Source organism: Gordonibacter sp. 28C (assembly GCF_003339845.1).
GTDB lineage: Bacteria > Actinomycetota > Coriobacteriia > Coriobacteriales > Eggerthellaceae > Gordonibacter.
In genome coordinates this window covers 387,308-411,955 of record NZ_PPTR01000001.1, presented here as the reverse complement: position 1 = coordinate 411,955, position 24,648 = coordinate 387,308, and the positions used below count along the sequence as shown (strand labels likewise).

General features: G+C 63.1%; 23 protein-coding genes. 12 read left to right on the top strand and 11 right to left on the bottom strand.

Going from position 1 to position 24,648, the window contains the following annotated elements:
• Positions 1-375 precede the first annotated feature (375 nt).
• Positions 376-2,505 (top strand): aldehyde ferredoxin oxidoreductase, encoded by a 2,130-nt coding sequence (locus tag C1878_RS01695; RefSeq protein ID WP_114599968.1) that lies wholly within the window; start codon positions 376-378, stop codon positions 2,503-2,505.
• A gap of 334 nt (positions 2,506-2,839) precedes the next feature.
• On the opposite strand, the gene C1878_RS01690 is transcribed toward C1878_RS01695, so the two are convergent.
• The gene (locus C1878_RS01690; RefSeq protein WP_114599967.1) at positions 2,840-3,433 is read right to left on the bottom strand and encodes an iron-sulfur cluster assembly scaffold protein; all 594 of its coding nucleotides are present in this window, start codon (positions 3,431-3,433) and stop codon (positions 2,840-2,842) included.
• 67 nt (positions 3,434-3,500) lie between these two features.
• The gene (locus tag C1878_RS01685; protein WP_114599966.1) at positions 3,501-4,544 is read right to left on the bottom strand and encodes a hypothetical protein; all 1,044 of its coding nucleotides are present in this window, start codon (positions 4,542-4,544) and stop codon (positions 3,501-3,503) included.
• A 147-nt stretch (positions 4,545-4,691) separates the two neighbouring features.
• On the opposite strand from C1878_RS01685, the gene C1878_RS01680 reads away from it, so the two are divergent.
• On the top strand, positions 4,692-6,242 hold the full coding sequence (locus tag C1878_RS01680; RefSeq protein ID WP_114599965.1) for a LuxR C-terminal-related transcriptional regulator: 1,551 nt from the start codon (positions 4,692-4,694) through the stop codon (positions 6,240-6,242).
• A gap of 55 nt (positions 6,243-6,297) precedes the next feature.
• Here C1878_RS01680 and C1878_RS01675 read toward each other — a convergent pair whose 3' ends face one another.
• The 3 genes from C1878_RS01675 to C1878_RS01665 form a co-directional block, all read right to left on the bottom strand.
• Entirely contained in the window at positions 6,298-7,539 is a 1,242-nt protein-coding gene (locus C1878_RS01675; protein ID WP_158539654.1) for a CynX/NimT family MFS transporter, read from the bottom strand.
• 123 nt (positions 7,540-7,662) lie between these two features.
• On the bottom strand, positions 7,663-8,178 hold the full coding sequence (locus tag C1878_RS01670) for a hypothetical protein (protein WP_241963563.1): 516 nt from the start codon (positions 8,176-8,178) through the stop codon (positions 7,663-7,665).
• Positions 8,179-8,324: 146 nt separating this feature from the next.
• Complete coding sequence (locus C1878_RS01665) at positions 8,325-9,224, bottom strand: carbon-nitrogen hydrolase family protein (RefSeq protein ID WP_158539653.1); 900 nt, start codon at positions 9,222-9,224, stop codon at positions 8,325-8,327.
• Between the two features lie 249 nt (positions 9,225-9,473).
• Here C1878_RS01665 and C1878_RS01660 point away from each other — a divergent pair, with 249 nt between their 5' ends.
• The 3 genes from C1878_RS01660 to C1878_RS01650 are packed head-to-tail and all read left to right on the top strand — an operon-like array spanning position 9,474 to position 12,516.
• Positions 9,474-10,163, top strand: coding sequence for a TetR/AcrR family transcriptional regulator (locus C1878_RS01660; RefSeq protein ID WP_114599962.1), 690 nt, complete (start codon positions 9,474-9,476; stop codon positions 10,161-10,163).
• Between the two features lie 36 nt (positions 10,164-10,199).
• Positions 10,200-11,237, top strand: a complete 1,038-nt coding sequence (locus C1878_RS01655) for a low specificity L-threonine aldolase (protein ID WP_114599961.1) — start codon at positions 10,200-10,202, stop codon at positions 11,235-11,237.
• Between the two features lie 22 nt (positions 11,238-11,259).
• The gene (locus C1878_RS01650) at positions 11,260-12,516 is read left to right on the top strand and encodes a 4Fe-4S binding protein (protein WP_114599960.1); all 1,257 of its coding nucleotides are present in this window, start codon (positions 11,260-11,262) and stop codon (positions 12,514-12,516) included.
• On the opposite strand, the gene C1878_RS01645 is transcribed toward C1878_RS01650, so the two are convergent.
• The 5 genes from C1878_RS01645 to C1878_RS01625 form a co-directional block, all read right to left on the bottom strand.
• The gene (locus C1878_RS01645) at positions 12,513-13,694 is read right to left on the bottom strand and encodes a pyridoxal phosphate-dependent aminotransferase (RefSeq protein ID WP_114599959.1); all 1,182 of its coding nucleotides are present in this window, start codon (positions 13,692-13,694) and stop codon (positions 12,513-12,515) included. The two genes, C1878_RS01650 and C1878_RS01645, sit on opposite strands and share 4 nt — an antisense overlap.
• A 211-nt stretch (positions 13,695-13,905) precedes the next feature.
• Positions 13,906-15,645 (bottom strand): bifunctional diguanylate cyclase/phosphodiesterase, encoded by a 1,740-nt coding sequence (locus C1878_RS01640; protein WP_199519262.1) that lies wholly within the window; start codon positions 15,643-15,645, stop codon positions 13,906-13,908.
• A gap of 190 nt (positions 15,646-15,835) precedes the next feature.
• The gene (locus C1878_RS01635; protein ID WP_114599957.1) at positions 15,836-16,276 is read right to left on the bottom strand and encodes a universal stress protein; all 441 of its coding nucleotides are present in this window, start codon (positions 16,274-16,276) and stop codon (positions 15,836-15,838) included.
• 205 nt (positions 16,277-16,481) lie between these two features.
• Positions 16,482-16,952 (bottom strand): MarR family winged helix-turn-helix transcriptional regulator, encoded by a 471-nt coding sequence (locus C1878_RS01630; protein ID WP_114599956.1) that lies wholly within the window; start codon positions 16,950-16,952, stop codon positions 16,482-16,484.
• Positions 16,953-17,145: 193 nt separating this feature from the next.
• Positions 17,146-17,859: a sulfite exporter TauE/SafE family protein gene (locus tag C1878_RS01625; protein WP_114599955.1), complete on the bottom strand. Its 714-nt coding sequence runs from the start codon at positions 17,857-17,859 to the stop codon at positions 17,146-17,148.
• 141 nt (positions 17,860-18,000) lie between these two features.
• On the opposite strand from C1878_RS01625, the gene pxpB reads away from it, so the two are divergent.
• The 4 genes from pxpB to accC are packed head-to-tail and all read left to right on the top strand — an operon-like array spanning position 18,001 to position 21,748.
• Positions 18,001-18,729 carry a 5-oxoprolinase subunit PxpB gene (gene pxpB / locus C1878_RS01620; protein WP_114599954.1) on the top strand — a complete coding sequence of 243 codons (729 nt, stop codon included), beginning with the start codon at positions 18,001-18,003 and terminating at the stop codon, positions 18,727-18,729.
• A 1-nt stretch (position 18,730) separates the two neighbouring features.
• Positions 18,731-19,897, top strand: a complete 1,167-nt coding sequence (locus C1878_RS01615) for a biotin-dependent carboxyltransferase family protein (RefSeq protein WP_114599953.1) — start codon at positions 18,731-18,733, stop codon at positions 19,895-19,897.
• A 21-nt stretch (positions 19,898-19,918) separates the two neighbouring features.
• Positions 19,919-20,386 (top strand): acetyl-CoA carboxylase biotin carboxyl carrier protein, encoded by a 468-nt coding sequence (accB, locus tag C1878_RS01610; RefSeq protein ID WP_114599952.1) that lies wholly within the window; start codon positions 19,919-19,921, stop codon positions 20,384-20,386.
• Positions 20,387-20,398: 12 nt separating this feature from the next.
• On the top strand, positions 20,399-21,748 hold the full coding sequence (gene accC, locus C1878_RS01605) for an acetyl-CoA carboxylase biotin carboxylase subunit (protein ID WP_114599951.1): 1,350 nt from the start codon (positions 20,399-20,401) through the stop codon (positions 21,746-21,748).
• A gap of 54 nt (positions 21,749-21,802) precedes the next feature.
• Here accC and C1878_RS01600 read toward each other — a convergent pair whose 3' ends face one another.
• Complete coding sequence (locus tag C1878_RS01600) at positions 21,803-22,552, bottom strand: N-acetyltransferase (RefSeq protein ID WP_114600110.1); 750 nt, start codon at positions 22,550-22,552, stop codon at positions 21,803-21,805.
• A 230-nt stretch (positions 22,553-22,782) separates the two neighbouring features.
• Here C1878_RS01600 and C1878_RS01595 point away from each other — a divergent pair, with 230 nt between their 5' ends.
• Genes C1878_RS01595 through C1878_RS01585 form a run of 3 tightly spaced genes read left to right on the top strand, consistent with a single transcriptional unit; the run spans position 22,783 to position 24,618 of the window.
• Positions 22,783-23,622, top strand: a complete 840-nt coding sequence (locus C1878_RS01595; protein ID WP_114599950.1) for a putative hydro-lyase — start codon at positions 22,783-22,785, stop codon at positions 23,620-23,622.
• Positions 23,623-23,661: 39 nt separating this feature from the next.
• Positions 23,662-23,838: a ribbon-helix-helix protein, CopG family gene (locus tag C1878_RS01590; RefSeq protein WP_158539652.1), complete on the top strand. Its 177-nt coding sequence runs from the start codon at positions 23,662-23,664 to the stop codon at positions 23,836-23,838.
• A gap of 12 nt (positions 23,839-23,850) precedes the next feature.
• Positions 23,851-24,618 (top strand): LamB/YcsF family protein, encoded by a 768-nt coding sequence (locus C1878_RS01585; RefSeq protein ID WP_114599948.1) that lies wholly within the window; start codon positions 23,851-23,853, stop codon positions 24,616-24,618.
• The last annotated feature ends 30 nt before the right edge of the window (positions 24,619-24,648 follow it).

The following is a 24,648-nucleotide window of genomic DNA, read 5'->3' as shown; positions in this document are numbered from 1 at the left end:
TTGCATTCCGTGAGTGTCGTTTCCCTGATGCCGACCCCGCGCCGTCTCGCCTGGCTTCTCTCGTCTCGCCCCGCCTGCGCTTCGCGCGGGCGGCTGCTCGCCACGGGGTGGCTGCGCTCGGACTCGCCTCCGATTTCGCGGTGCCACACAACGCCTCGAAGTATGCGCGACCGTGCGCGCCCGCCCTACCCTCTTTGAGGGAGTTCTGTAACCTGATCGGCGATTTTGCGGAATTACCCCCAAAGAGGGGATACCCCGACCTACAAGGTCGCGCATACTGCCGCTTGACGATTGTTGTCAGCGCTCGCATCGCGTCCGTCGGTTCCCACACAACACGAACCACGAATCCTTTTCCCCTAGATTTGGAGATGCAACATGGCTGACGAAACATCGTACGGATGGGCCGGTAAGATACTCCGCGTCAATCTGAGCACGGGCTCGATCACGACGCAACCGACCGACCCCTACAAAGAGTACATCGGCGGCATGGGCCTCGCGAACAAGATCATGTACGACGAGGTGCCGGCCGGCACCGACCCGTTCTCCCCGGAGAACAAGATCATCTTCGCCGTCGGCCCCCTGACGGCCTCGGGCGTGCCCCTGGCGGGCCGCACCACCATCTGCTCGCTGTCCACGTTCACGAAGGACCATCTGGTTATCGACGCGCACTGCGGCGGCATGATCGGCGCCAAGATCAAGCTCGCCGGCTGGGACGCCATCGTGCTGGAAGGCGCGTCCAGCAAGCCCGTGTACCTGAACATCGTGGACGACAAGGTGGAGATCAAGGACGCCGGCTCCGTGTGGGGCCTGGGCACCCGCGAGGCCACCGAGGTGCTCTGCCGCAAGGAAGGCAACGAGGCGTGCGTGGCCACCATCGGCCCCGCCGGCGAGAACCTGCTTCCCTACGCGTGCATCATGAACTCCCGCAACCACTCCGCCGGCGCCGGCACGGGCTCGGTCATGGGCTCGAAGATGGTCAAGGCCATCGTGGTGAAGGGCAACGGCAGCGTGCACGTGAAGGACCCGCAGGCCGTGGCCGACCTGTCCGACTACATGCTGCGCGAGGTCATCGGCTCCAACAACAACCACGTGGTGCCGCAGACGCAGCAGGAATGGGCCGAGTTCTACGACAAGGGCTCCCGCTGGTCCGCGCGCAGCGGCCTGACGTGGGGCATGGCCGAAGACGGCCCCATCGACGTGGGCGAGCCGAAGCCCGGCGAGCTGAACACGGTGGGCTACCGCTGCATGAAATCGGTGTACGACCTGGGCGAGGTGGCCGAGAAGTACACCATCAAGATGGACGGTTGCCACAGCTGCCCCATCCACTGCTACTCCGACCTGCGCACCGAGCGCACGGGCGAGCTGGGCGGCAAGTCGACCTCGGGCAACACCTGCGCGGCGAACTTCCCCTTCAAGTACATGAACGGCATCCTGAAAACCGACATCAAGGAAGACACCGAGTCGGGCATCGTGTGGAACACGCTCATCGGCACCACCATCGACGAGCTGGGCCTGTGGTGCAACTACGCCCAGCTGTGGCGCGATTTGGCCCACTGCATCAAAGCGGGCGTGTTCGACCGCGTGCTGCCCGAAGAGGAGAAGGCGAAGTACGACTGGAACCGCATCTACAACGACGACCCCACCATCATGGTGGAGCTGCTGCACGACATCGCCCGCAACGACTCCGAGATCGCGCATCTGGCCTACGGCCCCTACCACTGGACCGAGCGCTGGGACGACAAGGAATGGTTCGACCAGCAGCCCAGCCAGCTCATCAACTACCGCGGCTGGCCCGTGCACCACTCCATCGAGTGCTTCGGCCAGGTGGGCGGCGTGTACAACATGATGTTCAACCGCGACGACATGATCCACTCCGCCGTGAACTTCCAAGGCTGCGGCCTGCCCTTCGAGCTGAAGCAGGAGATCGCCGAAGAAGTGTGGGGCGGCAAGGACGCCATCGATCCGGACAAGAACTACACGCCCATGAACGAGCACAAGGCGAACTTCGCCTGGTGGAGCATCGTCACCGACGTGCTGCACGACTCGCTCACGCTGTGCAACTGGGTGTGGCCCATGACCATGAGCCCGACGAAGGCCCGCAGCTATCGCGGCGACCTGGACCTGGAGGCCAAGTTCTTCAAGGCCGTGACCGGCGAGGACGTGACCACCGACGACCTGTACCAGGCGGGCGCCAAGATCATGACGCTGCAGCGCGCCAACACCGTGCGCGGCATGACGAAGGCCGACGGCACCATGGGCGAGAACGACATGCGCAACGTCCACGACGTCATGTGCGCCTGGACGTTCAACGCCGATCCTGACAAGCAGCCGTTCACGGAAGGCACCATCAAGATGGAGCGCAACGACTTCCAAACCGCGCTCGGCATGCTCTACGACACGTTCGGCTGGGATCACGAGAAGGGCTGCCCCACGGCCTCCTGCCTCGACCAGTACGGCATGTCCGACGTCAAGGAAGAGCTCGACGGCCTGGGCCTGCTGCCGTAAAACCATCGATCCGGCGGTGCCGCCCTCCCCTCTGCGGCACCGCTCCCTCATCGGAAGCGGACGGCCTACCTTCCCCCCTTCTTACGAGGCCGTCCGCATGAGAAAGCCCCCGATTCGGGGGCTTTCTCATAGTTGCTCCAGCTTGTCATCCTGAGCGGAGGCGCGTAGCGCCGCAGTCGAAGGATCTTCGACGAAGGAAGCACCCCATTGCCGAAGATCCTTCGACTGCGCGCCTGCGGCGCTCCGCTCAGGATGACAGGGTGGCCTTGCGCTGCGGCGCTCCGCTCAGGATGACAAAGTGGGAGCGGCCTGCGCTCGGAACAACAAGGCAACCCTACGCTTCGGCCAGCCTCAGATCGATGCGGGTGGAGCGGAAAGAGCAGTGCTCGCACATGACGCAGGAAACGCCCAAGGCGTCGCAGGGCACGCGGGCGTCGAGCTCTTGGAGCGTGGCGCCCTGATGCGCGAGATAGTCGCCCACGAGAGCGCGGATGGCCTCGACGGCGAAGTGGAGCGTGTACGATTTGTCGACCGGCACGCCGTCCAGGGCGCGCTTCACGTCGTCGGTGGTGATGGTTAGCGCCTCTTCGAGCGTTCTGCCTTCCAGCAGGGAGCACACCACGCTCGCGCAGCCGGTCACGGCCAGGCATCCGCGCGCCTTGAAACCCGCCCGCACGAACGTCTCGGTGTCGGGATCGACGACGGCGAACAGGCGCAGGGCCACCTCGCCGCGCTTCGACTTGCCCACCATGCTCTGGGCGTTGAACCCTTCGGGCGCTCCGCCGTTGCGGAAGTTCGCCACCACGGCCAGCAGCGTGTCGGAGTAGCCCGCCACGCCGTCTTCGATCTCGGTTTGGTACACGTCCGCCGTGCGCAGCACGTGGCGGTCCTTCACCTCGCGGTACACGTTGCGTGCCTCGTCTTCCACGAAAACCCCTCTCTCTAGCAAGATCCTTCGACCCCGCGCCTGCAGCGCTCGGTCGGTGCGATCTCGTTTACAGGAACATGCCGCGCTCGACGGAGCTCCACTCCGCGAGCGACGCCGCGTAGGCGGGCGTCAAGTACTCGGTCGAAAAATAGTACACGTCGCCGTTCGAGGCGGTTACGGTGTCGAGATCGGGATAGGCCCCGCTGTCTCGAACCGTTTGCCACAACTCGTCGATCTCCTCGCGCGACAGGTTGAACGGCTCGTTGGAAAGCGAAGCGGCCTCCATCGGGCGCGGGTACTTCTTCGACTCGTCGCGCACGCACTCTACGAACGTGAGCACGCGATCGTCCTCGTTCGCCAGAAACGACCAGCGCGCGTAGGCGTCCGTCATGCGGTCGGCGGAGTACAGGTAGTAGCTGTGCTTGCCCACCAGAGCGACGATGTCGTCGCACGGAGGCTCCTCGGACGCTTCGTCCGATGGAGCGGGGTCGTCCGTCGGCGCGGTCTCGGCGGATTCCGCCTCGTCGGAGGCTTCGACCTCGACGGCCGTCTCGAGCGTTTCGGGTTCTTCGGGCACCGCAGCTTCCTCGGGTTCCTCGGCTTCCTCGGGCTCCTCGGCTCGAAGCATGCGGGGCACGCCCACCGTCCGCGTGGCGGTGCGGACGGGAGCCGCCGGCTCGAGAACCTCCTGCCCCGCCCGCTCGGCCTCGCGCTCCTCAAGGTACTCGTACACGAGCATCTCCCAGTCCTCGGCCGTCTGGCCTTCGGGCACGAGGCCGGCCTCCGCCCACCTCGTCGGTTCAACCAACCGTCCCGCGGCGGATTGCGCGCGCACGTCTTCGAAGATCGCGGCAAGCAGCTCGCGTTCGGTGAGCGCGCCGGTGCCGGGCGCGGGCGCGCACCCAACGGAGTCCGTATCGAAAGCGGCTTCTGGGCCGCCCTCGACCATACCGGGATCGTTGGGAAGCGGAGCCCCGGCGCCCTGGCCTGCGGGCGTCTTGGCAAGCTCGGCATCGGCCGCCGGATCGGCGTCCCCGCCCCCTCTCGCCTCTTCCTCGGCAAGCGCCCGGATAACCTCTTCTCGAATTCGCCGAGCTTCTTCGTCAACCATATTCGCTCCTTAATCGAGCCTCTGAATCCATATGGTATGATGACCTTCGGAGCGCATCCGGCATCCCCTCTTTCAGGATAAATCGAGGGCGAAAGCGGAGCCGCGCCTATCGCGACGTCGACGTCTATCAGGGAGAGGGAGGCGCGCTTGAGCGCACATGCGACGAGCAACCAGACGGAAGGCGGCGACCCCGACGAGCAGCTCGCACCGAACACGGTTCTGAACAGCTTCCACCTGCTCTGGCCGCTCGTGGTGGGTCTGGGTTTCGGTCGGGCGGGCCTCATCGTCGCCAGCTACGGCAGCTACACCAGCACCGACGAGGGCATCTTCACCGACGGTGCCATGCTGGTGGCCCTTTGCGTGCTCGCCGTGTTCTTCGTCGTCATCACGGTGGGCAAGGTGTCCATCAAGAAGCACGCCACGAACGTCATCATGCGCGTCGGCATAGCCCTGGAAGCCTTGACGCTGGCTGGGCTGGCAGCGCTCGACCTGACGGGCAACGACGACCCCGCCCTGCAGTTCGCTTTGAGCTCGCTGTGCACGCTCGTGTCCTCCGTCACCATATATTATTGGCTGCGCCGCGCCCGCGGAACGGGAACCATCGTGGCGGCTTTGTTCGTGTTTTCCGCGCTCATCTTAAGCGAGGTGGAGATATACCTGTGCGCGCTGCTGCCCGGCGCGGCGGGCAACTTCGTCGCCGCGGCGCTCGTGCTGGTTCAGTACCCGTGCATGCTGTGGGCACGCCATCGCACGCAGCCGCACGACATCGTTTCCGTATCCCAATCGAGCGACTACTTCGGCTTCACGAAGAACATGATCCAGAGCAAGCAGTTCCTGGCGGCCACGGCCATCGGCATAGGCTTCCTGTCCATCGTCATCGGCCTTTTGCGCGGCTACCCCGACGGCCAGGCCATCGCATTCGCGCCCGTCACGCGCGCAGCCTACGGCTTGCTCACGGTGGGCATCAGCGGCGCCATCATCGCGCTCGTGCTGGGCAAGCGCCAGCGCGTCCTCACCGTGGGCATCTTCATCGTCATGGAGCTATTGGCCTGCCTTGCGCTTATCGCCTACGCCGCCTTCCCCGACATGCTGGACATCGGCGCCGTGTTCACCACGACGCTGAACGCCCTCATGGTGGCGTTCACCTGGTACATCATCATCGCGTTCATGAGCTACGGATGGCGCGACCCGTACTACTACGCCATCGCCGGATGGCTCGTGTGGCTGGGCTGCCGCGCCGTCGCGCGCGTGGCGCTGATGGAGTTCTACAGCATATCGGCGAACGACGTGCTCATGAACGCGCTCATGGGCGTGCTTATCGTCGTGTCGACCCAGGTCGTTTTCGTGCAGTTCCTCAACATCGCTCGGCGCGAGAACAAGGAGCATGAAGACCAGGCAACCCGCCAGGAAAGCGTCTTGGTTAAGATCATGGGCCTCGACGAGCACGAGTCGCTGGCCGACGTGCGCCAAGCGTCCATGAAGCACAACGCCGAGGAGATGGGCAAGCAGTTCCTGCTGTCGGAACGCGAGATGGAGGTGCTGGCGCTCTACGCGCTGGGATACACCCAGAAGCGCGTGGCCGAGGAGCTCTACATCACGCCGGGAACCGCCCATGCGCACATCAAGCGCATCTACGCGAAGACCGGCTTGCACTCCCGCCAGGAAATCCTAGACTATATGCAGCAGTACACATCGTAGCCGTCCGCATTGCCTCCGAACAGCGTTTCCCCCTTTGCATCCGAACGCATCGCCTTCACTTTATTCGGCAGAACGCGGCGGCAACGGCACCCGTCAACCCCAGGGCAAGCATAACGGTGCCGCAAAACGTCCAATTCGACAGATCCGGCCCGAGCAGCAGGGGCGTCACAAGCGACCCCAAGAACTCGCCAAGGCACATGACCAGCGTGAGCGCCCCCGTCGCCGCGGGAAGCAGCGACCTTTTTCCCGCGATTTGAGGGAGCGCCGAAAAGCTCACCACGGGAAGGCCATAGCCGATAAGGCCCATGAGCAGGGCACCCACCCACAAAAGGGGCCCTGACTGGGTGAGCATGAGAAAAGTGGCCGGACCGCTTGCGAGCAGAGCGGCGACGAAAAACGGCTTGGTTCTGCCCGTCTTGTCGATCAGCTTGCCGATCAAAGGAGAGGAGACGACGGCCAGCAGCCCGGGAAGCGAGCTCGCAAAACCCGAAAGCGACGCGTTCATTCCCCGACTCTGCAAAAACGTAGGCGTGTAGCTGAGAACCGCCAGCATCTCGATATTGAAAACAAGGTACGCGAACAGGAAGATGAGGGCGTGAGGACGGATGATCGCCAGATAATCACGGGCCGTGGCCCGAGGTTCGACGAGCTCGCTCGTCTCGATGCCATTTCTGTCCGCCGAGCCCAACGAGTCCGATGAGAAGCGATCTTTCGGCACGCGCACGACGACCGCGAGCACAACGGCAGCCGCCGCGACGATCACGGCGTAGGCGAGCCATGCTCCCGTGAGGCCCAAGGCCTCGAACACCATGGGAGTCGCAGTCGCGCCTACCACCGAGCCCAGGCATATCCACAGCGACCAGATGCCGTTGACCGTTCCCCGATGCTCGTGGGCCACGTATTTGTCAACCGCAAGGGGACCGGCAACGGACACGAACACGAACGCCACTCCCTCGATGGCCCTCGACGCGATCATGACCCATGCCGAAGTTGCCCAAGCGCCAATGACGCTTCCCAAAACGACGATCGAACACCCCAAAAGCAGCACGTTCTTGGGCCCCAGCCTCTTTGCGAGCGAGCCCGTTGGAAGCGACAGAACGATGCCCATCGCCGTGAAAATGGACATCAGCCACGACCCCGTAGCGGACGTCATGCCGTATGCGGACATGATGTCCACCAATATGCTCGGGACTTTGTACTGCACGATGGCGACCGACGTCCCCACCACCAACAGAACGGCGCCAAGCAAAAGATGGTTCAAACGAACCGGCGCGCCACTTTGGGTGCTTTTCGGCATCGACTTTTCCTTTCTGGCGACGCGGAGCATCGCAGGCAATCGCAAACGAGACGCTTTTCAGAGCGAGACGAAACGAACGCCCGCCAGAGGGGCGGGCGTTCGCGGAAACGGAAGCAACGGGAGCTAAGCCTCGGCAGGAGCCGGAGCCTTCGAGGGATCGAATCCGCTTACAGCCGCAGCTAGCTTCATGGCGACGGGAAGCATGACAAGCTCGACCACGTAACCGCTTGCCAGCAAGAACGGGTACACCATAATCCAAGCGGCGAAGGTTCCGTCCCATCCGGCAACTTGAACGTTGTTGATCCATGTGCAAACATAGCTGATGGACGTGATCATAACCAAGGCGAGCACCGCTACGCTGATGAAGTGCGCGCCTACCTTGTTTTTCACATGCAGGGCAGCCGCGAGTTTCTGGCCCCACGCAAGAGCGGGAACATGATCGCCCACGAACTCGCCAACGCAGAAGCTGGTGACGAACGACACGAAGAAGCCGAGCGGCGTGAAGATGGGAAGAGCCTCGTTTCCGGGAAGGTTCTGCACCGTCCATAGCACGTACACGCTCAAGATCGCGCACATGATGATGTTCATGAAGCCGTTGACGACGCGGCCGAAACCGCCGGGGCCTTTCAAAGGATTCATAAGTCATTTCCTCCTAGATAATGCCCATGGTCCGACTTTCGGGCCAGGGAATCGCAGCCGCCGGTCTCGCCGACGCCAATCGCAATGAGGCCGGCAGCTGCTCCTATATGCCAGATGCAAAGACCGATGCTCGATCGGCCACATCGTCATTCAAACTGTCCAATGTCACCCGAGATGGGGTTGCGGCGATTCGCCTTGACCAGCTCGCCGTACGTCGCCGGCTTGCGATCCTTCAACAGGTCAGAGCCCGCCATGGAGGCAAGACGCGCCTTCTTGATCTCGCCGTGGATGTCGACATCGGCCACCGCCATGCCTTCCTCGAAGCTGGTGGAGGCGCAGATCTGCATGGGGTTAGGACCGATGATCCGGCTGTGCCCCATCTCGAAGGGACCGCTCACACAGGAGTCGACGAAGAAGCACATGTTCTCAAGCGCGCGGGCGAAGCTGAACACGTTGCCTGCTTTGTAGTCGTTGTCATCTTCGTTGGGCTCGATGGACGGCCAGGCGGTGGGGCACAGCAGAACGTCGGCGCCCTTGAGGGCCAGCGTGCGCGCGACTTCGGGATACGCCTTGTCGAAGCAGATCATCAAGCCTATCTTGCCGATACGCGTATCGAAAACGGGGTAGTCTCCCTCGCCCGAGTACATCATGATGCGCTCGGTGAGGGGAAGGTGCACCTTGCGGTATTTGCCCACGAAGCCCTCGGGGCCCACGAGAACGAGCGCGTTGTAGATCATGTCCCAGTTCTCATGGCTCTGCTCGGTCATCCCCCAGGCAATGTACATATCGTGCTTCTTGGCAAGGTCGATGAAGTACTGGGTGGAATCGCCTTCGGGTACCAACTCGGCGACGTCGTGCTGGTAGAAGGCGTCTTCGGGACTGAATACGAACATGGGTTTTTCCGGCAATCCGCCGAGCGCTAGCTCTGGGAAAAGAATGAGATCGACGTTCTTTTCCGCAGCCTCTTCGATGAACTTGGTCATCTTCGCCTTGTTCGCCTCTTTGTCGCGTACGAGGTCCATCGCAACGCTTGCAATTACAGCCATAACCATCCCCTCCTAGTAGGACACGATCCATTTCTAAAAATTGAGTACACTCAATTTCTATGTCTGTAATATATATTCTGATTGAAAGTTTGTAAATACATTTTTGATAACTTATCAATATTTGAGTATACTCATATTTTGATATCAGGCCTTTTGCTGTGGCGAAGCGGGTTTTGGGCAATTCTTGCCACTTTCCCTATATCAGTGAGGGATAATGAAGCCCAGAAAAACGAGGGATGGAGCTGCCGCATGGTCAGGTTGAAAGCCGGCGAGAAGAAGAAAAAACTTATTATCGATGTGTGCAAGAAGTTGTTCTACCGCAAAGGTTATGCGAACACCACCTATGATGACATCTGCAAGAAAGCCGACATTCCGCCGGGAAGCATCACCTATCACTTTCGTGGCAAACGCGATATCGCGGCGGTTATCGACGCCGAATACGAGGCGCAAAACAAGATCTACATCGAGAAGCTGTGCGGGGACGCCTACGACAAGACCACGCTCATGGTCATCGAGAACTACCATATGTGGAAACGCAATTTCGAAGATGGTAACATCAGGCGCTTCTTGTTGGACATTTCCACCGAACGGCTGCCGTCATTCTCCGCCCTTGACACGGTGAAGTACTACTATCAATGCGTTATCGACGACCAAGGAATAGAGGGAATCGACGACCACGAACTCAATCTGATCGTAGCGGCGCAGCTGGGCATGTCCGACGCGCTCCTCATTGCCACATCGAACGATCCCGAGGAGTACACCTGGGAAGATGCCGCTGAGTTCGGCATTCGTTTCTTTCTCCGGCAATTGGGAATGCACGACGAAGAAATCAAAGAGATAATGAGGCAGGGCAAAGAGATTTTCGACACGCTCCCCATCGACAACCGCTACTATTCCGACTTCGCTTACGACGATAAATACGTTACAAAAATCAAGTAACCTATTGCATCGAACAGAGAAAGGATCCCGAGAGTCATGCTTCATTTCGACAGCGACTATATGGAAGGCGCGCATCCGGCCATCATCGAGCGGCTGGCCGCCACGAACCTCGACCAAACGAGCGGCTACGGCACCGACGAGGTGTGCGAGCATGCGCGCGATCGCATCCGAGCGGCGTGCGACTGCCCGGAGGCCGCCGTTTACTTCCTGGTGGGCGGCACGCAGGCCAATGCCGCTGTGGCCGACCAGATACTGAAACCGTGGGAGGGCATCGTCTCGGCCACCACCGGGCACATCACCGCGCACGAGGCCGGAGCGGTGGAAGCGTGCGGACGCAAGACCCTGCCGCTGCCCCAGCATAACGGCAAGCTCGACGCCGTCGAGGTGCGCGCGCTGTGCGAGGCGTACTGGGGCGACGAGAACCGCGAGCACATCGTGGCGCCGGGCGCCGTCTACATCTCGCACCCCACCGAGTACGGCACCGTGTACTCGCTCGCCGAGCTGGAAGCGCTCTCGCAGGTGTGCCGCGACTTCGGCATGCGGCTGTTCATGGACGGCGCGCGCATGGGCTACGGCCTGGCCGCTGTGGGAACCGACGTCGCGCTGCCCGACATCGCGCGTTTGTGCGACGCGTTCTACATCGGCGGCACGAAGGTGGGCGCGTTCTGCGGCGAGGCCGTGGTTTTCACGAAGCCGGGGCTGGACGACCACTTCTTCACGCTCATGAAGAAGCGCGGGGCGCTGCTGGCGAAGGGACGCTTCCTGGGCCTGCAGTTCGATGTGCTGTTCGAGCAGGAGGACGGCCAGCTGCGCTACGAGCGCGTCGGCCGCCATGCCGTCGACCTGGCGCAGCGCATCGCCGAGGGCTTCCGCGCGAAGGGCTACGACCTGCATATCGACTCGCCCACGAACCAGCAGTTCGTGGTGCTGGACGACGCCACCAAGGAGCGCCTGGCGCAGCACGCCTCGTTCGGCTTCTGGGAGCGCACGCCCGACGGCCGCACCGTGGTGCGCTTCGCCACGAGCTGGGCCACCCGGCCGGAAGCCGTGGACGAGCTGCTGGCGCTGCTGTAAGCGCCGAGCGAAAGCGACCGGCATGCCCGACCTCATTGACATAGTCCAGCGCGCGGCCGAACGACCGCCTGTCGCCCTGTTGCATGCACCGCGGTGCCTGACGGCGCGCGACGCGGGAGCGCACTGCACGGCCTGCGCCGACGCGTGCCCCGTCGATGCGCTGGCCGTGACGCCGCTCGTTGCCGAAGGCGCGCAGCCGTACGAGTCGATCAACCCCGTCGATGCGGCCGGGCCGCGCATCGACGCCGAAGCATGCGCGCATTGCGGCGCCTGCGTGACCGCCTGCCCGACAAACGCCCTGCTGGCGATGACGCCGCTCGATGACGAGACGTTGTTCGAACGCGGGATCTCGGCGAGCGCGGCCGCCTGCCTGCATGCCGCCGCAACGGGCGGAATCGCCGACGAATCGATCGTCCTAGACGGGCGGGCTTTCGGAAACGCCGTCGAAGGCCCCGCTCCCGCAACGGCGGGCCTTGCCTGCGAGCGCTGGGCGCAAGCGCGTCGCCTCGACGGGAATCGAACCGTCGTGCTCCCCTGCCTCGGATGGGTCGACGCTGCCGTGCTGGTCCATATGGCGTGCAGCGGCGTCGAACGCATCGTCCTTCCCCTGGAAGCCTGCGCAGCGTGCGAGCTGGCAACCGCCGCCGCACGCGCACGCGAGGCAGCTGCCCAAGCGCAACGCATCTGCGACGCCTGGGGCCTCGGCACCGTCATCGAATCAACCGGCGAAGACGGCCTCGCACCGCTAGAGGCGGAACCCGACGCCGATGCCGCCGGCGAGCTGTCCCGCCGCAACCTGATCTCCCAGGCGGGCACCTCGCTCATCGACACCGCCAAAGCCGAAGCGGCCAAGCAGCTGGAGTCGCTGGCCGGCGCAGCGCATGCCGACGTCCAGCCCGAACCGGACGCCCGACGCTGGCAGATGCTCGACGACCTGCACGCCGCCGGCCTGCCCGACGACGAAGCCGTGGTCCCCCGAGCGCTCGCTCCGCGCGTGGGCGTCGATGCCGACCACTGCTCCGGCTGCGCCCAATGCGCCCTGTTCTGCCCCACCGGCGCGCTCCGCAAAGCCGGACGCTTGCCGGGCGGCCGCACGCTGCTGGAGTTCGACCCCTCCCGCTGCCGCGACTGCGGCGTGTGCGAGGACACATGCCGCTACGGCGCCCTCGTCCGCGACGAGACGCTCACCGTCGGCGAGCTGTTCGCCCTCGACCCCATCGAGATCGCCATCCCCAAACGCCGTGTGCTTCCCGAACGCAAACGGTCCAGCCACGCTTAGTTCCGATATTCCTCCATGAGCGCCTTGAATGCGGGCATGCTATTCTCGATGGTTTCACGGGAAATGCAGTAGCTCACGCGCACCCAGCCGCCCACGCCGAAGCTGTCGGACGGCACGAGCAGCAGCTCATGGGCCTTCGCGCGGTCGCTGAACGCCTGGGCGTCGTCCTCCAACGCGCGAACCCACAGGTAGAACGCGCCGTCGGGCTCCACGAACTCGTAGCCGAGCGCCCCCAGACCCTCGGTGAGCAGCGCGCGGTTCGCGGCGTAGGATGCCACGTCGGACGGCTCGTCGATGCAGCGCTCGATCACGCGCTGGAACAGCACGGGCGCGCAGATGAACCCGAGCGCGCGACCGGCGCCCGCCACGGCCGTGGACACCTCGCGCGCGTCGTCCATGAGGTCGGAAACGTAGATGTAGCCGATGCGCTCGCCCGGCAGGGAGAGCGACTTCGAGTACGAGTAGCACACGATGGTGCGCGGCCACACGCACGGCACGTAGGGAACTTCGGCGCCGTAGGTGATCTCGCGGTACGGCTCGTCGCTGATGACGTAGATCTTGCGGCCGAGCTCGGCCTCCTTGCGCTCGAGCAAGGCGGCGAACGCCTCCAGGTTCTCGCGCGTGTACACGGCGCCCACCGGGTTGTTCGGCGAGTTGATGATGACGGCGCTCGTTTTCGGCCCGATGGCCGCGTCCAGCGCGTCGATGTCCAGCTGGAAATCGGGCACGTGGGCCGGCACCTCCACGCACGTGCACGCGGCGGTGTCGATCCACACCTTGTACTCGGGGAAGTACGGCGCGATGACGATGACCTCGTCGCCCGGTTTCGTGATTGTCGAGACGGAGATGGCCAGGCCCGCTGCGGCGCCCGCCGTCAGGTACACCTGGTCGGGCGTCGCGGCGACGCCGAAGCGGCGTCGGATATGATCGGCCACCGTCTTGCGCACGCTGGGCGCGCCGGCGGCCGGCGTGTAGCCGTGCAGGTCGCAGGGAGGCTCCTCCATGAGCTCGAGCACGGCCTGCTTCACGGCCTCGGGTGCAGGCACGCTGGGGTTGCCGATGCTGAAGTCGAACACGTTCTCGTCGCCGATTTCTGCCTTGCGCGCCATACCGTACGCGAACAGCTCGCGAATCGCGCTCGGCTCGGCTCCCAGCCCGTACATCCTCTCGTTCACCATGTGCACCACGTCCTCGTCTTGCCGCCTGTTTTAGATGAGGAACAGGGTAGCACAACGCGAAGCCCTCGAAAGGCTTGCGGATGCAAAAGGCGGCTGCAGCGGCGTTTCAGCTGATCCCGCAACCGTCCACGTCTCACACCGTCCCGTGAAAGCGCGGGCCTCCCGTTTGCGAAAGCCGCAAAACGAACAAGCAGCAAGCTGTCAAAGGGCCCTATTCGCCGAACAGCATCTTCTCGAACTCGGCCACGGTCACAGGACGCGAGAACACGTAACCTTGCAGCATGTCGCAATCCATGCTGCGCAAGCGAACTGCCTGACCGGGCTCTTCGACACCCTCGGCCACCGTGTTCAAGTCGAGCTTCTTCGCCAAGGCCACCACCGACTCTATCACGTCCCACTCGCGTTGCCCGGTGGCATCGCCCGCCGAGAAGAACGCTCGGTCAAGCTTCATCGTGTCGATATCCACGTCTTTCAGCACGTTGAGCGACGAGTACCCGCTGCCGAAGTCGTCGAGCGAGCAGCGATAGCCGCGAGCGTGCAGCAAGTCGATGACGCCCATGAACGTCTCAGGATCGCCGAACACCAATGTCTCGGTCAGCTCGAATTCGATGAGCGAGGCGGGAACGCCGTATCTTTCTCGAATCTCCTCGTAAGGCCCGAGGAAGCTCTGCTCTCTCAGGTGCGCCCGCGACATGTTCACCGAGATGGGGACAGGTTTCTTCCCCTGGTCGATCCACGATTTCAGAAGCCTGCACACCTGATCGAACACGCAGAGGTCCACGTTGATGATGAAGCCGTTTCGCTCGAAAAACGGCACGAAATCGTCCGGCGGAACCAAACCGCGCACGGGATCGATCCAGCGCACGAGCGCCTCGGCGCCGCCGATCGCCCCGTCGGAGAGCCGCTGCTTGGGCTGCAGGTACGCTACGAACTCGCCGCGCTCGAGCGCGCCGTGCATGCGGTTTTCCATGTCCTGCTCTGTCAGCAAGTTCCGGCGGTCGACATCGCTGTAGAACGCGCACGTGAAATGGCGCGCATTGGGCGCCTCCTTGCCGGAGTTGCGTGCGACGTTCGCGCGATCCCGCATGATGGTGAGGGACAGGCTCGTATCGACCACGGGATACACACCCACGGTGAACGACAGGTAGTAGGGACGCTCGGCGTCGATATTGAACCGGTTCACGTCCTGCACCATGTTGTCGATGCGCGCGAACATGTCCTCTTTGCTCTCTTGGCGCATAAGAAGGTTGAAGGTGTCGGCATTGATGCGCGCAACGCATTCCTCGCCGTCAAGGTGATCGCCCAGGCATTTGTACACGTAGCGCAGCACCATGTCTCCGCTCGTTTTGCCTTGTATCTCGTTCAAGAGTTTGAACTTCTTCAGATCGAGCGACACGAGCGCATACGAGCCGGGTTTGGCGGAATCGATGACGCGACGCACCGTGAGGTCGAAGCGCGTTTGGTTGAACCCTTCCGTCACCGGGTCGACGAACGCGAGCCGTTCAAGTTCCTCGTTTGCGTTCTCCAGGGCCTGCTTCTGCTCGTCGAGCTGCTGCTGCGCTTCGATTAGGTCGGTCACGTCCACCATCGTCGTGTACGACAGCTGGTAGCCGTCCACGTACTCGTCCAGAAACGTGGAGGCGAACTTGACCCACTTATGCTGGCCGTCTTTGGCGTTCAAACCGGCAATGCACTCGTAGCCACCGGCGTTCTTCTCGAGCGCTTCAGTCACATGCTCGACGATGACGGCGAAGTCCTCGGGGTTGTCTTCGAAGTACAGGTCGGGACGATTGTGGAACAGGGCTTCGTACTCCTCTTTCGGATAACCGATGAACTGGTAGTAGTACTTGTTCGCCCAAACCAGCGTGAAATGATCGTCTATCTTGTGCTTGCTCACGCTCAACCGAAGCGTGTCGGCCAGCACGCTGTCCTCTTCGCTTACAAATTGCATCGTTTTCCGGGAATCGAAGGTGCTCGCCATTGCGGACTTCACTTTCACGTGGTTACAGCGTTCGTTGCGCGACATCCCATGCGCAAGCGCCGCCTGAGATAACGTGCCATTCTACGCTTTTTCGCTTAGCGAAACCACCTCGCGGCAAACCCTTCAACAAAGATGAAGCCAAAACGGCGGTGCCGAAGCCTTACCCCTGCTTCACCACGAGCACGTCGCAGCGCATGTTCCTGATGAGGTACGTGGACACGCTGCCCACGAACACGTATTTGATGTTCGAGAGGCCGCGCTCGCCGCACACGATCAAATCGGGCGAGAACGGTTCCACCAGCTGTTCGGCCAGCGTCTCGGCCACACGGCCGGCACGCACCTGCACGTCCACGGACGGGATCGACGCGTTGCCGCGCGCCTCGCGCAACTCGCCGGCGAGATCTTCCTCGATGCGCGCCAGACCCTCTGCGCACAACGCGTCGTAGTCGGCGCCGTTCGCCTCGTTGGGAACGGAGTCGATCACGTGCCCGAACAGGAGCTGCGCCTCGTTGTCGGCCGCAAGCGCGACGGCCCGCTGGGCCACCGCCTTTTGCGTGGACGCGCCGTCGAGTGCCGCGAAGATGCGTTGGTACTGCGCCATGGGATGCTCCTTGCCTCGCCTTTTCGCCCTATTGTAACGGTTCTCGCGCGCGGGCGCGACTTCCCCTCGCCTCCCATCCGCCCACAGGAGCAACCTGCCGGCCGACCACAAGCGGCAGCAGGCGAAACCGCATCGGCGCAGACAGAAAAAGGAGGCCGATGCGAGTCGCACCGGCCTCCTTCAGTCAGCGTCGCTTGAGCCGAAGCTAGCAGCAGTGGCAGCTGTGAGCCTTGCGGCCCTTCTTCTTGCCGTTGACGCCCTTGTCCTTGCAGGACAGGATGAGCTTCTCGGTAAGGGCGTTCAGCTGGGCGACCTCGTCGGCGGACAGGCAGTCCAGGATGTCCTCGGCCGTCTTGTCGTTGGCCTTGACGCGCTTCTCGGCGACCTTGCGGCCCTCGTCGGTCAGCTTCACGGCGTAGGTGTGCTTCGCGTCGTGGTCCTCGATGGTCACGTAGCCGTTGCGCTCGGCCTTCTTCACGATGCCCTTGAGGTCGCTGCGGTCCATGCCCATGGTCTTCACCAGTTCGCGCTGCGTGGTGCCGTCGTTCTCCAGCAGGGCGTTCAGCAGGGCGCCCTGGCCGCGCTTGTAGCTCTTCGGGCCGTTCTTGTGGAACGAGAGGCGGGTGAGTTTGCTGGCCTTCTTCAGCTGCGCCAGCGTCTTGGTTGCTTCGGTCATGAGGGGGTTCCTTCTTTCGTTTCTCAATATCTCTCATGGTTGACGCTGATACTATAAGTCTTGTTTTTGTAAAGTGACCTATTATCCATAAAACGATCAAAGATAATCATCTTCCCAGATCACTTATCATAGTTATATTATTCATGAATTATATTCAAATAGAGTTATTCTAACTTCGACCTTTGAAGCGGGGCTAGCTCGTCACCAACAGCATGATGCCGATGAACAACAGCAGTACGTAGGTGAGCTTGAGGAACTTCTCTTTGCTGATCTTCTTTTGCAGCTTGCTGCCCAGCAACGTGGCCACGACGGCCAGAGGGGCGCACATGAGGATGATCTGGAGCACGTCGCCGGTGAAATGGCCCTGTTGGAAGGCGATGCACGCGTAAATGAAGTTGAGCACCGTCCATATGAGCGACAGCGTGATGCGGAACTCCTGTTGGTCGCGCAGCTTCTGCACCGCGTAGATAACCAGCAGCGCGCCGCCCGACACGAACATGCCCTGGATGAGGCCCGCCAGCGCCAAGATGATCCACAGCGCCCATTCCGGCAGGAACTTCTGGCGGGTGAAGATGAGGTTCTTCGCGCCGATGAACACGATGATGGCGCCGTATATCTTCAGCAAGATGTGCAGCGGCATGAGCGTGTCGAGCCAGATGCCCACGAACATGAACACGATCATAACCGCGATGATCTTGCCGAACTCGCGCCAATTCACGTGCTTGATGTTCAACAACGCCAACAGACCGCACGCGAAAAAGCCCATCACGTTCAAGATGGACACGGTGGAGTTCAGGCCCAAAAGCGTGGTGCCCACCGGCATGGCGAAGATGTTGCCGGCAAAACCGGTGATGGCCTGCACGGTGTACGCGAAGAAGAACGTCGCAAGAAACAGTGCTTTTTCCATATATGCTACAATCCTATCCTAATGACAAGTTACCAGTGTAGCATTGATGGGCAACGTCATCGACGCGCTCCGGCGGGCGATGCCGGTGCGCGCCCTTCCGGTTGCGCAGCGACGCCCTCGAGAGACGGAGAACGGAACCATATGGCGGGATTCAGCATCACCATCGCCGGCGATTCGGCGCTCAACCTGGAGTTCGCGCATGCGATCTCCCCGGAGACGAGCGCGAAGATCCGCCTGGCGGCCGAGAACCTCACCGCCGACCCCATCGAGGGCATCACCGAGCTCGTGCCCACGTTCTGCTCGCTCATGGTGTACTACAACCCCCTGACGATCACGTTCGACGAGCTTTCCGCGCGTTTGCGGGGGAAGCTGCGCGACGTGGGCGAGGCCGACCTCTCCGTGCGCAAGATCGTGCAGATTCCCGTGTGCTACGGCGGCGAGTACGGCCCCGACCTGGCCAACGTGGCCCGACACGCCGGGCTGACCGAGCGGGAGGTCGTGGACGTCCACACCGCGCACGACTACCTCATAGACATGCTGGGCTTCCTGCCGGGCTTCGCGTATCTGGGCGGGCTCGACCCGCGCCTGCACACGCCGCGCCTGGCCACGCCGCGCACGCGCATCGAACCCGGCAGCGTGGGCATAGGCGGAGAGCAGACGGGCATCTACCCGCTGGCCTCCCCCGGCGGCTGGCAGATCATCGGCCGCACGCCGCTGCGCCCCTACGACCCCGACCGCGAGGAGCCCATCCTGTACGCCGCCGGCGAGTACCTGCGCTTCGTGCCCATCACGCCGGACGAGTACGCCGCTATCGAGCAGCAGCTGGCCGCCAACACCTACGAGTACCAGATCTTCGTGGAGGACGAGTAGCATGGGCCTCGTTATCAGAAAACCGGGCGTGTACACGTCGATCCAGGACAACGGCCGCTTCGGCTACCAGGGCAGCGGCTTCTCCACAAACGGCGTCATGGACCACCGCGCCTACGTCATAGCAAACCTGCTGGTGGAGAACGACCCGGACGCGCCCGTGCTGGAGTTCGCGCTGGCCGGCCCCATGCTGCGCTTCACCACGAAAACCATCATCGCCATCACGGGCGCCGACTTCGCCGCCACCATCGACGGCGAGCCCGTGCCCCGCTACGCGGCCATCATGGTGAAACGCGGCTCCATCCTGCGCTTCGGCGCCGCAAAGACCGGCTGCTACGGGTACCTTGCCATCGCCGGGGGCAGCGTGCGGGTGCCCGAGGTCATGGGCAGCCGCTCCACGAACTTGAAGTGCGAGTTCGGCGGCTGGAAGGGGCGCACGCTCATAACCGGAGACTACCTGCCGTTCGTGACGAAGGGCGTCGACTTCCTGCCGAACCTGGGCTCCCACCGCATCGACCCCGACCCGTTCTACGGGTTCGAGGAAGACGAGATCGCAGTGCGCGTGGTGCCCGGACCGCAGGAGGACATGTTCACCGAAGCCGGCATCGAAACGTTCTACAGCCAACCGTACACCACCACCACGAAGTGCGACCGCATGGGATACCGCCTTGACGGCACGGAAATCGAGACGAAACACGGGTCGGATATCATATCGGACGGCATATCGTTCGGCGCCGTGCAAGTGCCCTCGCACGGCCGGCCCATCATCATGCTGGCAGATCGCCAAACCACCGGCGGCTACGCGAAGATCGGCACCATCGCCACCGTGGATATCCCGAAGCTCGTGCAACGCCCTCCCGGCAGGCGGGTCCGCTTCGAAGCCATCACCGTGCAGCAGGCCCAGGAACTGCTGCGGGAAGAGGCACGGCAGTTCGAAATGCTGGCCCTGAAGGTGCGTCGGCCCAGCGCCGACGGCATCTCACCCCGCCGCACGGCGCGGCGCCTCACGCCCATCCTGGAGAAGCAAGCCATGAAAACCCAGGCCGACACGCTATGGATCGACCGAGCCGACCGCGCCGAGCGCGTGGGGAGCCGCAACGCATTGCACTACGAAAACAGCGCGGACGCCAACGGCAACGACCGCGACAACGGCAAAGACCGCATCGCATAGAGAAGCGCAAGGAGAAGCACCATGGATACGAAAGCCATCGAAGAACTCATCGCCATCATGGACAAGGCCGAGCTCACGGCCCTGCGCGTGGACGACGGCGAGACGAAAATCGAGTTGGAACGCAGCCACGGACCGCTCTCGTCCTCGGCCCTTCCGCTCATGGCCGATCGCGTGAGCGCGCTTCTGGCCGGCAAGTCGGAAGGCCACGAAGCCGCCGCGATCGAGGACGTGGACAAGGACTCGCTGCTGGTGCGCAGCCCCATGGTGGGCATGTTCTACCTCTCGCCCAGCCCCGACGAGGACCCGTTCGTCAAGGTGGGGCAAGAGGTGCTGTCGGGCCAGACGATGGCCATCGTGGAGGCCATGAAGATGATGAACGAGATCACGGCTCCCGCGCCCGGCGTGGTGGTGGAAGTGCTGGCCGCCAACGGAACGCAGGTGGAGTACGACCAACCGCTGTTCCGCATCGCCACCGCCGAAGCGCGCTAGGCGGGCGGCGCCATGTTCGACAAGATACTCATAGCGAACCGCGGCGAGATAGCCGTGCGCATCATCCGCGCCTGCCGCGCCATGAACATCAAAACGGTGGCCGTGTACTCCACGGCCGACAAGCATTCCCTGCACGTGTACCTGGCCGACGAGAGCGTGTGCATCGGCCCGCCGGCCGCACGCGACTCCTACCTGAACATCGCCGCCATCCTGTCGGCGGCGAAGGGAACGGGGGCGCAGGCCATCCATCCCGGCTACGGTTTTCTGTCCGAGAACTCCACGTTCGCGAAGCTGTGCCGCGAGAACGACATCGTGTTCATAGGACCCGCGCCCGAGGTCATCGACCGCATGGGCAACAAGAGCCAGGCCCGCAAGACCATGATGGAGGCCGGCGTGCCCGTGGTGCCCGGGACGAAGGAGCCCGTGCACGCCCCCGACGAGGCGCTGGAGAAGGCGCGCGCCATCGGCTGGCCCATCATGATAAAGGCGTCGTCGGGCGGCGGCGGCAAGGGCATGCGCGTGAGCCTGGACGACCGCGACTTCTCCGAGCAGTTCTCCATCGCACAGCGCGAGAGCGTGGGCGCGTTCGGCGACAACACCATGTACCTGGAGCGCTGCGTGTTGAACCCGCGCCACGTGGAGGTGCAGGTCATAGCCGACACGTACGGCACCGTGGTGGCGCTGGGAGAGCGCGATTGCTCCGTGCAGCGCAACCACCAGAAGATGATCGAGGAGAGCCCCTCGCCCGCCCTGACGGAAGAGGTGCGCGACGAGATGCTCGACGCCGCCGTGCGCGCGGCGCAGGCCGTGGGCTACACGTCGGCCGGTACGATCGAGTTCTTGCTGGACGACCAGCTGAACTACTACTTCATGGAGATGAACACGCGCGTGCAGGTGGAGCACTCCGTGACCGAGATGGTGACGGGCACCGACATCGTGCAGGAGATGATCCGCGTGGCGGCGGGCGACCCGCTCACGTTCACGCAGGACGACATCACCTACCGCGGCCACGCCATCGAGTGCCGCGTGAACGCCGAGCAGCCCGAGCGCGGCTTCCTGCCCTCGCCCGGCACCATATCGCAGATGCACCTGCCCGGCGGCAACGGCGTGCGCGTGGACACGGCCGCGTTCGACGGCTACGAGATATCGCCCTACTACGACTCCATGATAGCCAAGGTCATCGTGCACGGGCGCGATCGCACCGAGGCCATCGCGAAGATGCGCACCGCGCTCGAGGAGATGGTGGTGGTGGGCGTGAAGACGAACCTGGACTTCCAGTACGCCATCATGGAGAACGAGACGTTCGCCGCCGGCTTGGCGGACACGAGCTTCATCGAGCGGTTCATGAAGGGGGAAGTGTAAACCGACCTGCGGGTCCGGCGGTCGGGGCGGCGACGCGCGCCGCTCCCAAAGCCCTCACTTCTTGAGCATCTTCTCTATCTGGGGCACCCCCAGCAAATTGACCGTCTGGAACTCCCCTTTGTAGAACACGGCCCAATTGTTGAAGGCGCAGGGGAGCTCCTTGGCCTTCTGCAGCGTGTCCACGAGAACGAGCGACACGGGCACGTCGTTCGCTTCGCAGTACTGACATATCTTCTCGATATATTGATGGATGTAGGGGCATTGCAGGTCGTAGTAGATCGTCAGCTCTTCGCTTTCGATTCGCTCGCGTTTGGCATTCGGTGCGAACTGCGGGACCGTTCCGTCGAAAGAAAGCGCAAGCAACTCGTAGCCGTTCTCGGTGGCGTCAACAACCTCGAAGCCGTACTTCTTCGCGAACGACTGGTCGGAAAGCCAGCTCTTCTGCTTCTTCGACCCGAGCATGCAAACGCCGGACCTGCCTTTTTCCTTGGCATCGGCCAGACAGTACTTCATCAGCGATTTCCCATATCCGCTTCCTTTGGGGCTGCCGGCAACCCACAGGCAGTACAGGTAGAGGTAGTTGTCGCCGACTACGGGAACCCAAGCCGACTCAAGCGAGGCGTACTCGATGAACACGGTGGCCTTCGCCTGCAGCTTCCTGAAAACGTGGCCTTCCTTCAGCCGGTCGGCGAGCCATTGCCGCTTCGCTTCGACGCCCGGATGGAGCTTCTTGCTGCGGATGATGCAGCAAAGGTGCTCGTCGGCGAGGTTTTCCGGTGTCAGGTTCACGAACTCGGCATCCATGCGCGTTCCTCTTCTCGTGTCGGTGGCGGCCGCTTTCATTGTAATCCCTCGTTTTCCTACGATTCGCCAGAATGCAGCAACCGATGTCAGGATAGATTCGAACACTGTCGGCCAGACGCATGCGCTAAGAGCGTCGACCTTGCATGCGAACGTGGATAGATGTTGACGGGCACGCCGCACGAAGGTTTCCCGTGCGATAATGGAGCACACATCTTGGAAAGGGGCCTATCATGCATAACACTTCGATTCCCACCAAGCCCGAAGGCGTTGCGGACGACGTATGGGCGCAGATGCTCGAGGCATCGCCCGTCGACGCACGGCATCTCATTCGATCGGGCGCGTTCACGGCGCCGACGAGCGGCCTGTGCCCCGGATACGCACAGGCGAACCTCATCGTGCTGCCGAAGGAGCAGGCTTACGACTTCCTGCTGTTCGCGCAGCGCAACCCCAAGCCCTGCCCGTTGCTCGAGGTGACCGAGGTGGGCGCGCGCGAAGCCACCATCTGCGCGACCGACTGCGACATCGCCACCGACTTCCCGCGCTACCGCATCTACGAGCACGGCGAGCTGGTGGCCGAAGTGGAGAAAGTCGAGGACTACTGGCGCGACGACCTGGTGTCGTTCGTCATCGGGTGCTCGTTCTCGTTCGAGTCCGAGCTCATCGAGGCCGGCATCGAGATGCGCCACAACACCATGGGCCGCAACGTCTCCATGTACCTGACCGGCGTGGACTGCCAACCAGCCGGCTCCATGAGCGGCAAGATGGTCATGTCCATGCGCCCCATCCCCTACGACCAGGTGGTGAAGGCGGTGCAGATATCCGGCGCCATCCCGAAGGTGCACGGCGCGCCCATCCACATCGGCGACCCCGCGGCCATCGGCGTGAAGGACATCGCACACCCCGAGTTCGGCGACCCCGTGGACATCCACGAGGGCGAGGTGCCCGTGTTCTGGGCATGCGGCGTCACGCCTCAGTCCATCGTCATGAACAGCAAGCCGCCCTTCGCCATCACCCACGCCCCCGGCTGCATGCTCATCACCGACACGAAGAACATCGATTTGAAGGAATAGGCTGGAAACAGCCATAACGCCTGCAAGATGGTTTTGCGAATGCAAATGAAGGTCGTCATGGGCAGGCCCTCCCTTGCCGACGAAGAGGTGAAGCCCATCACGTTCAGGCTTCCCGTTTCGAAGATAGCCGCGCTCGATCGGCGGGCGGCGCGCGAGGGGCGCACGCGCTCGGAAGAGCTGCGTTTGGCCGTGGACGACCGCCTCATGAAGGCTTAAGGAAGGACGCATATGTACCGCATCGATTTGAACAGCGACTTGGGCGAGAGCTTCGGACGCTACACGCTGGGTCTCGACGACCAGATCATCCCGCTCGTCTCGAGCGCGAACGTGGCCTGCGGCCAGCATGCGGGCGACCCGATGGTCATGCGCGACACCGTGCGCATGGCGGCGGACGCCGGCATCGCCATCGGCGCGCATCCGGGCTATCCCGACCTGCAGGGCTTCGGGCGCCGCGACATGAACCTGACGCCGGACGAGGCGTACTCCTACATGCTGTACCAGATAGGCGCCCTGCAGGCGTTCTGCGCCGCCGCGGGCGTGCCGCTGCGGCATGTGAAACCCCACGGGCAGCTGTACAACCACGCCGCCATCGATCCGGAGCTCGCGGCGGCGCTCGCGCAGGCGGTGCGCGATGTGGACGACCGCCTGGTGCTCGTGGGCCTGGCGAACGGCGCGCTGGTAGACGAGGGCCGCAAGCTCGGCCTGACCACGGCCGAGGAGTTCTTCACCGATCGCAACTACACCGACGAGGGCAAGCTCGTGAACCGCAACGATCCCGCCGCCCTCATCCGCAGCGAGGAGGAGGCCATCGAGCGCGTGAAGAACGCCATACGCGACGGTGCCATCCTGTCCGTGAACGGCAAGCTCATCGACCTGCACCCCGACACCATCTGCGTGCACGGCGACTCCCCCACCGCCCTGGCCTTCGTGCGCCGCACCCGCGAGGCCCTCGAAGAGGACGGCATAGCCATCAAGCCGGTGGGAGCGACGAACTAGCAGAATCGACGTCGCGACGTTTTCCGCTAT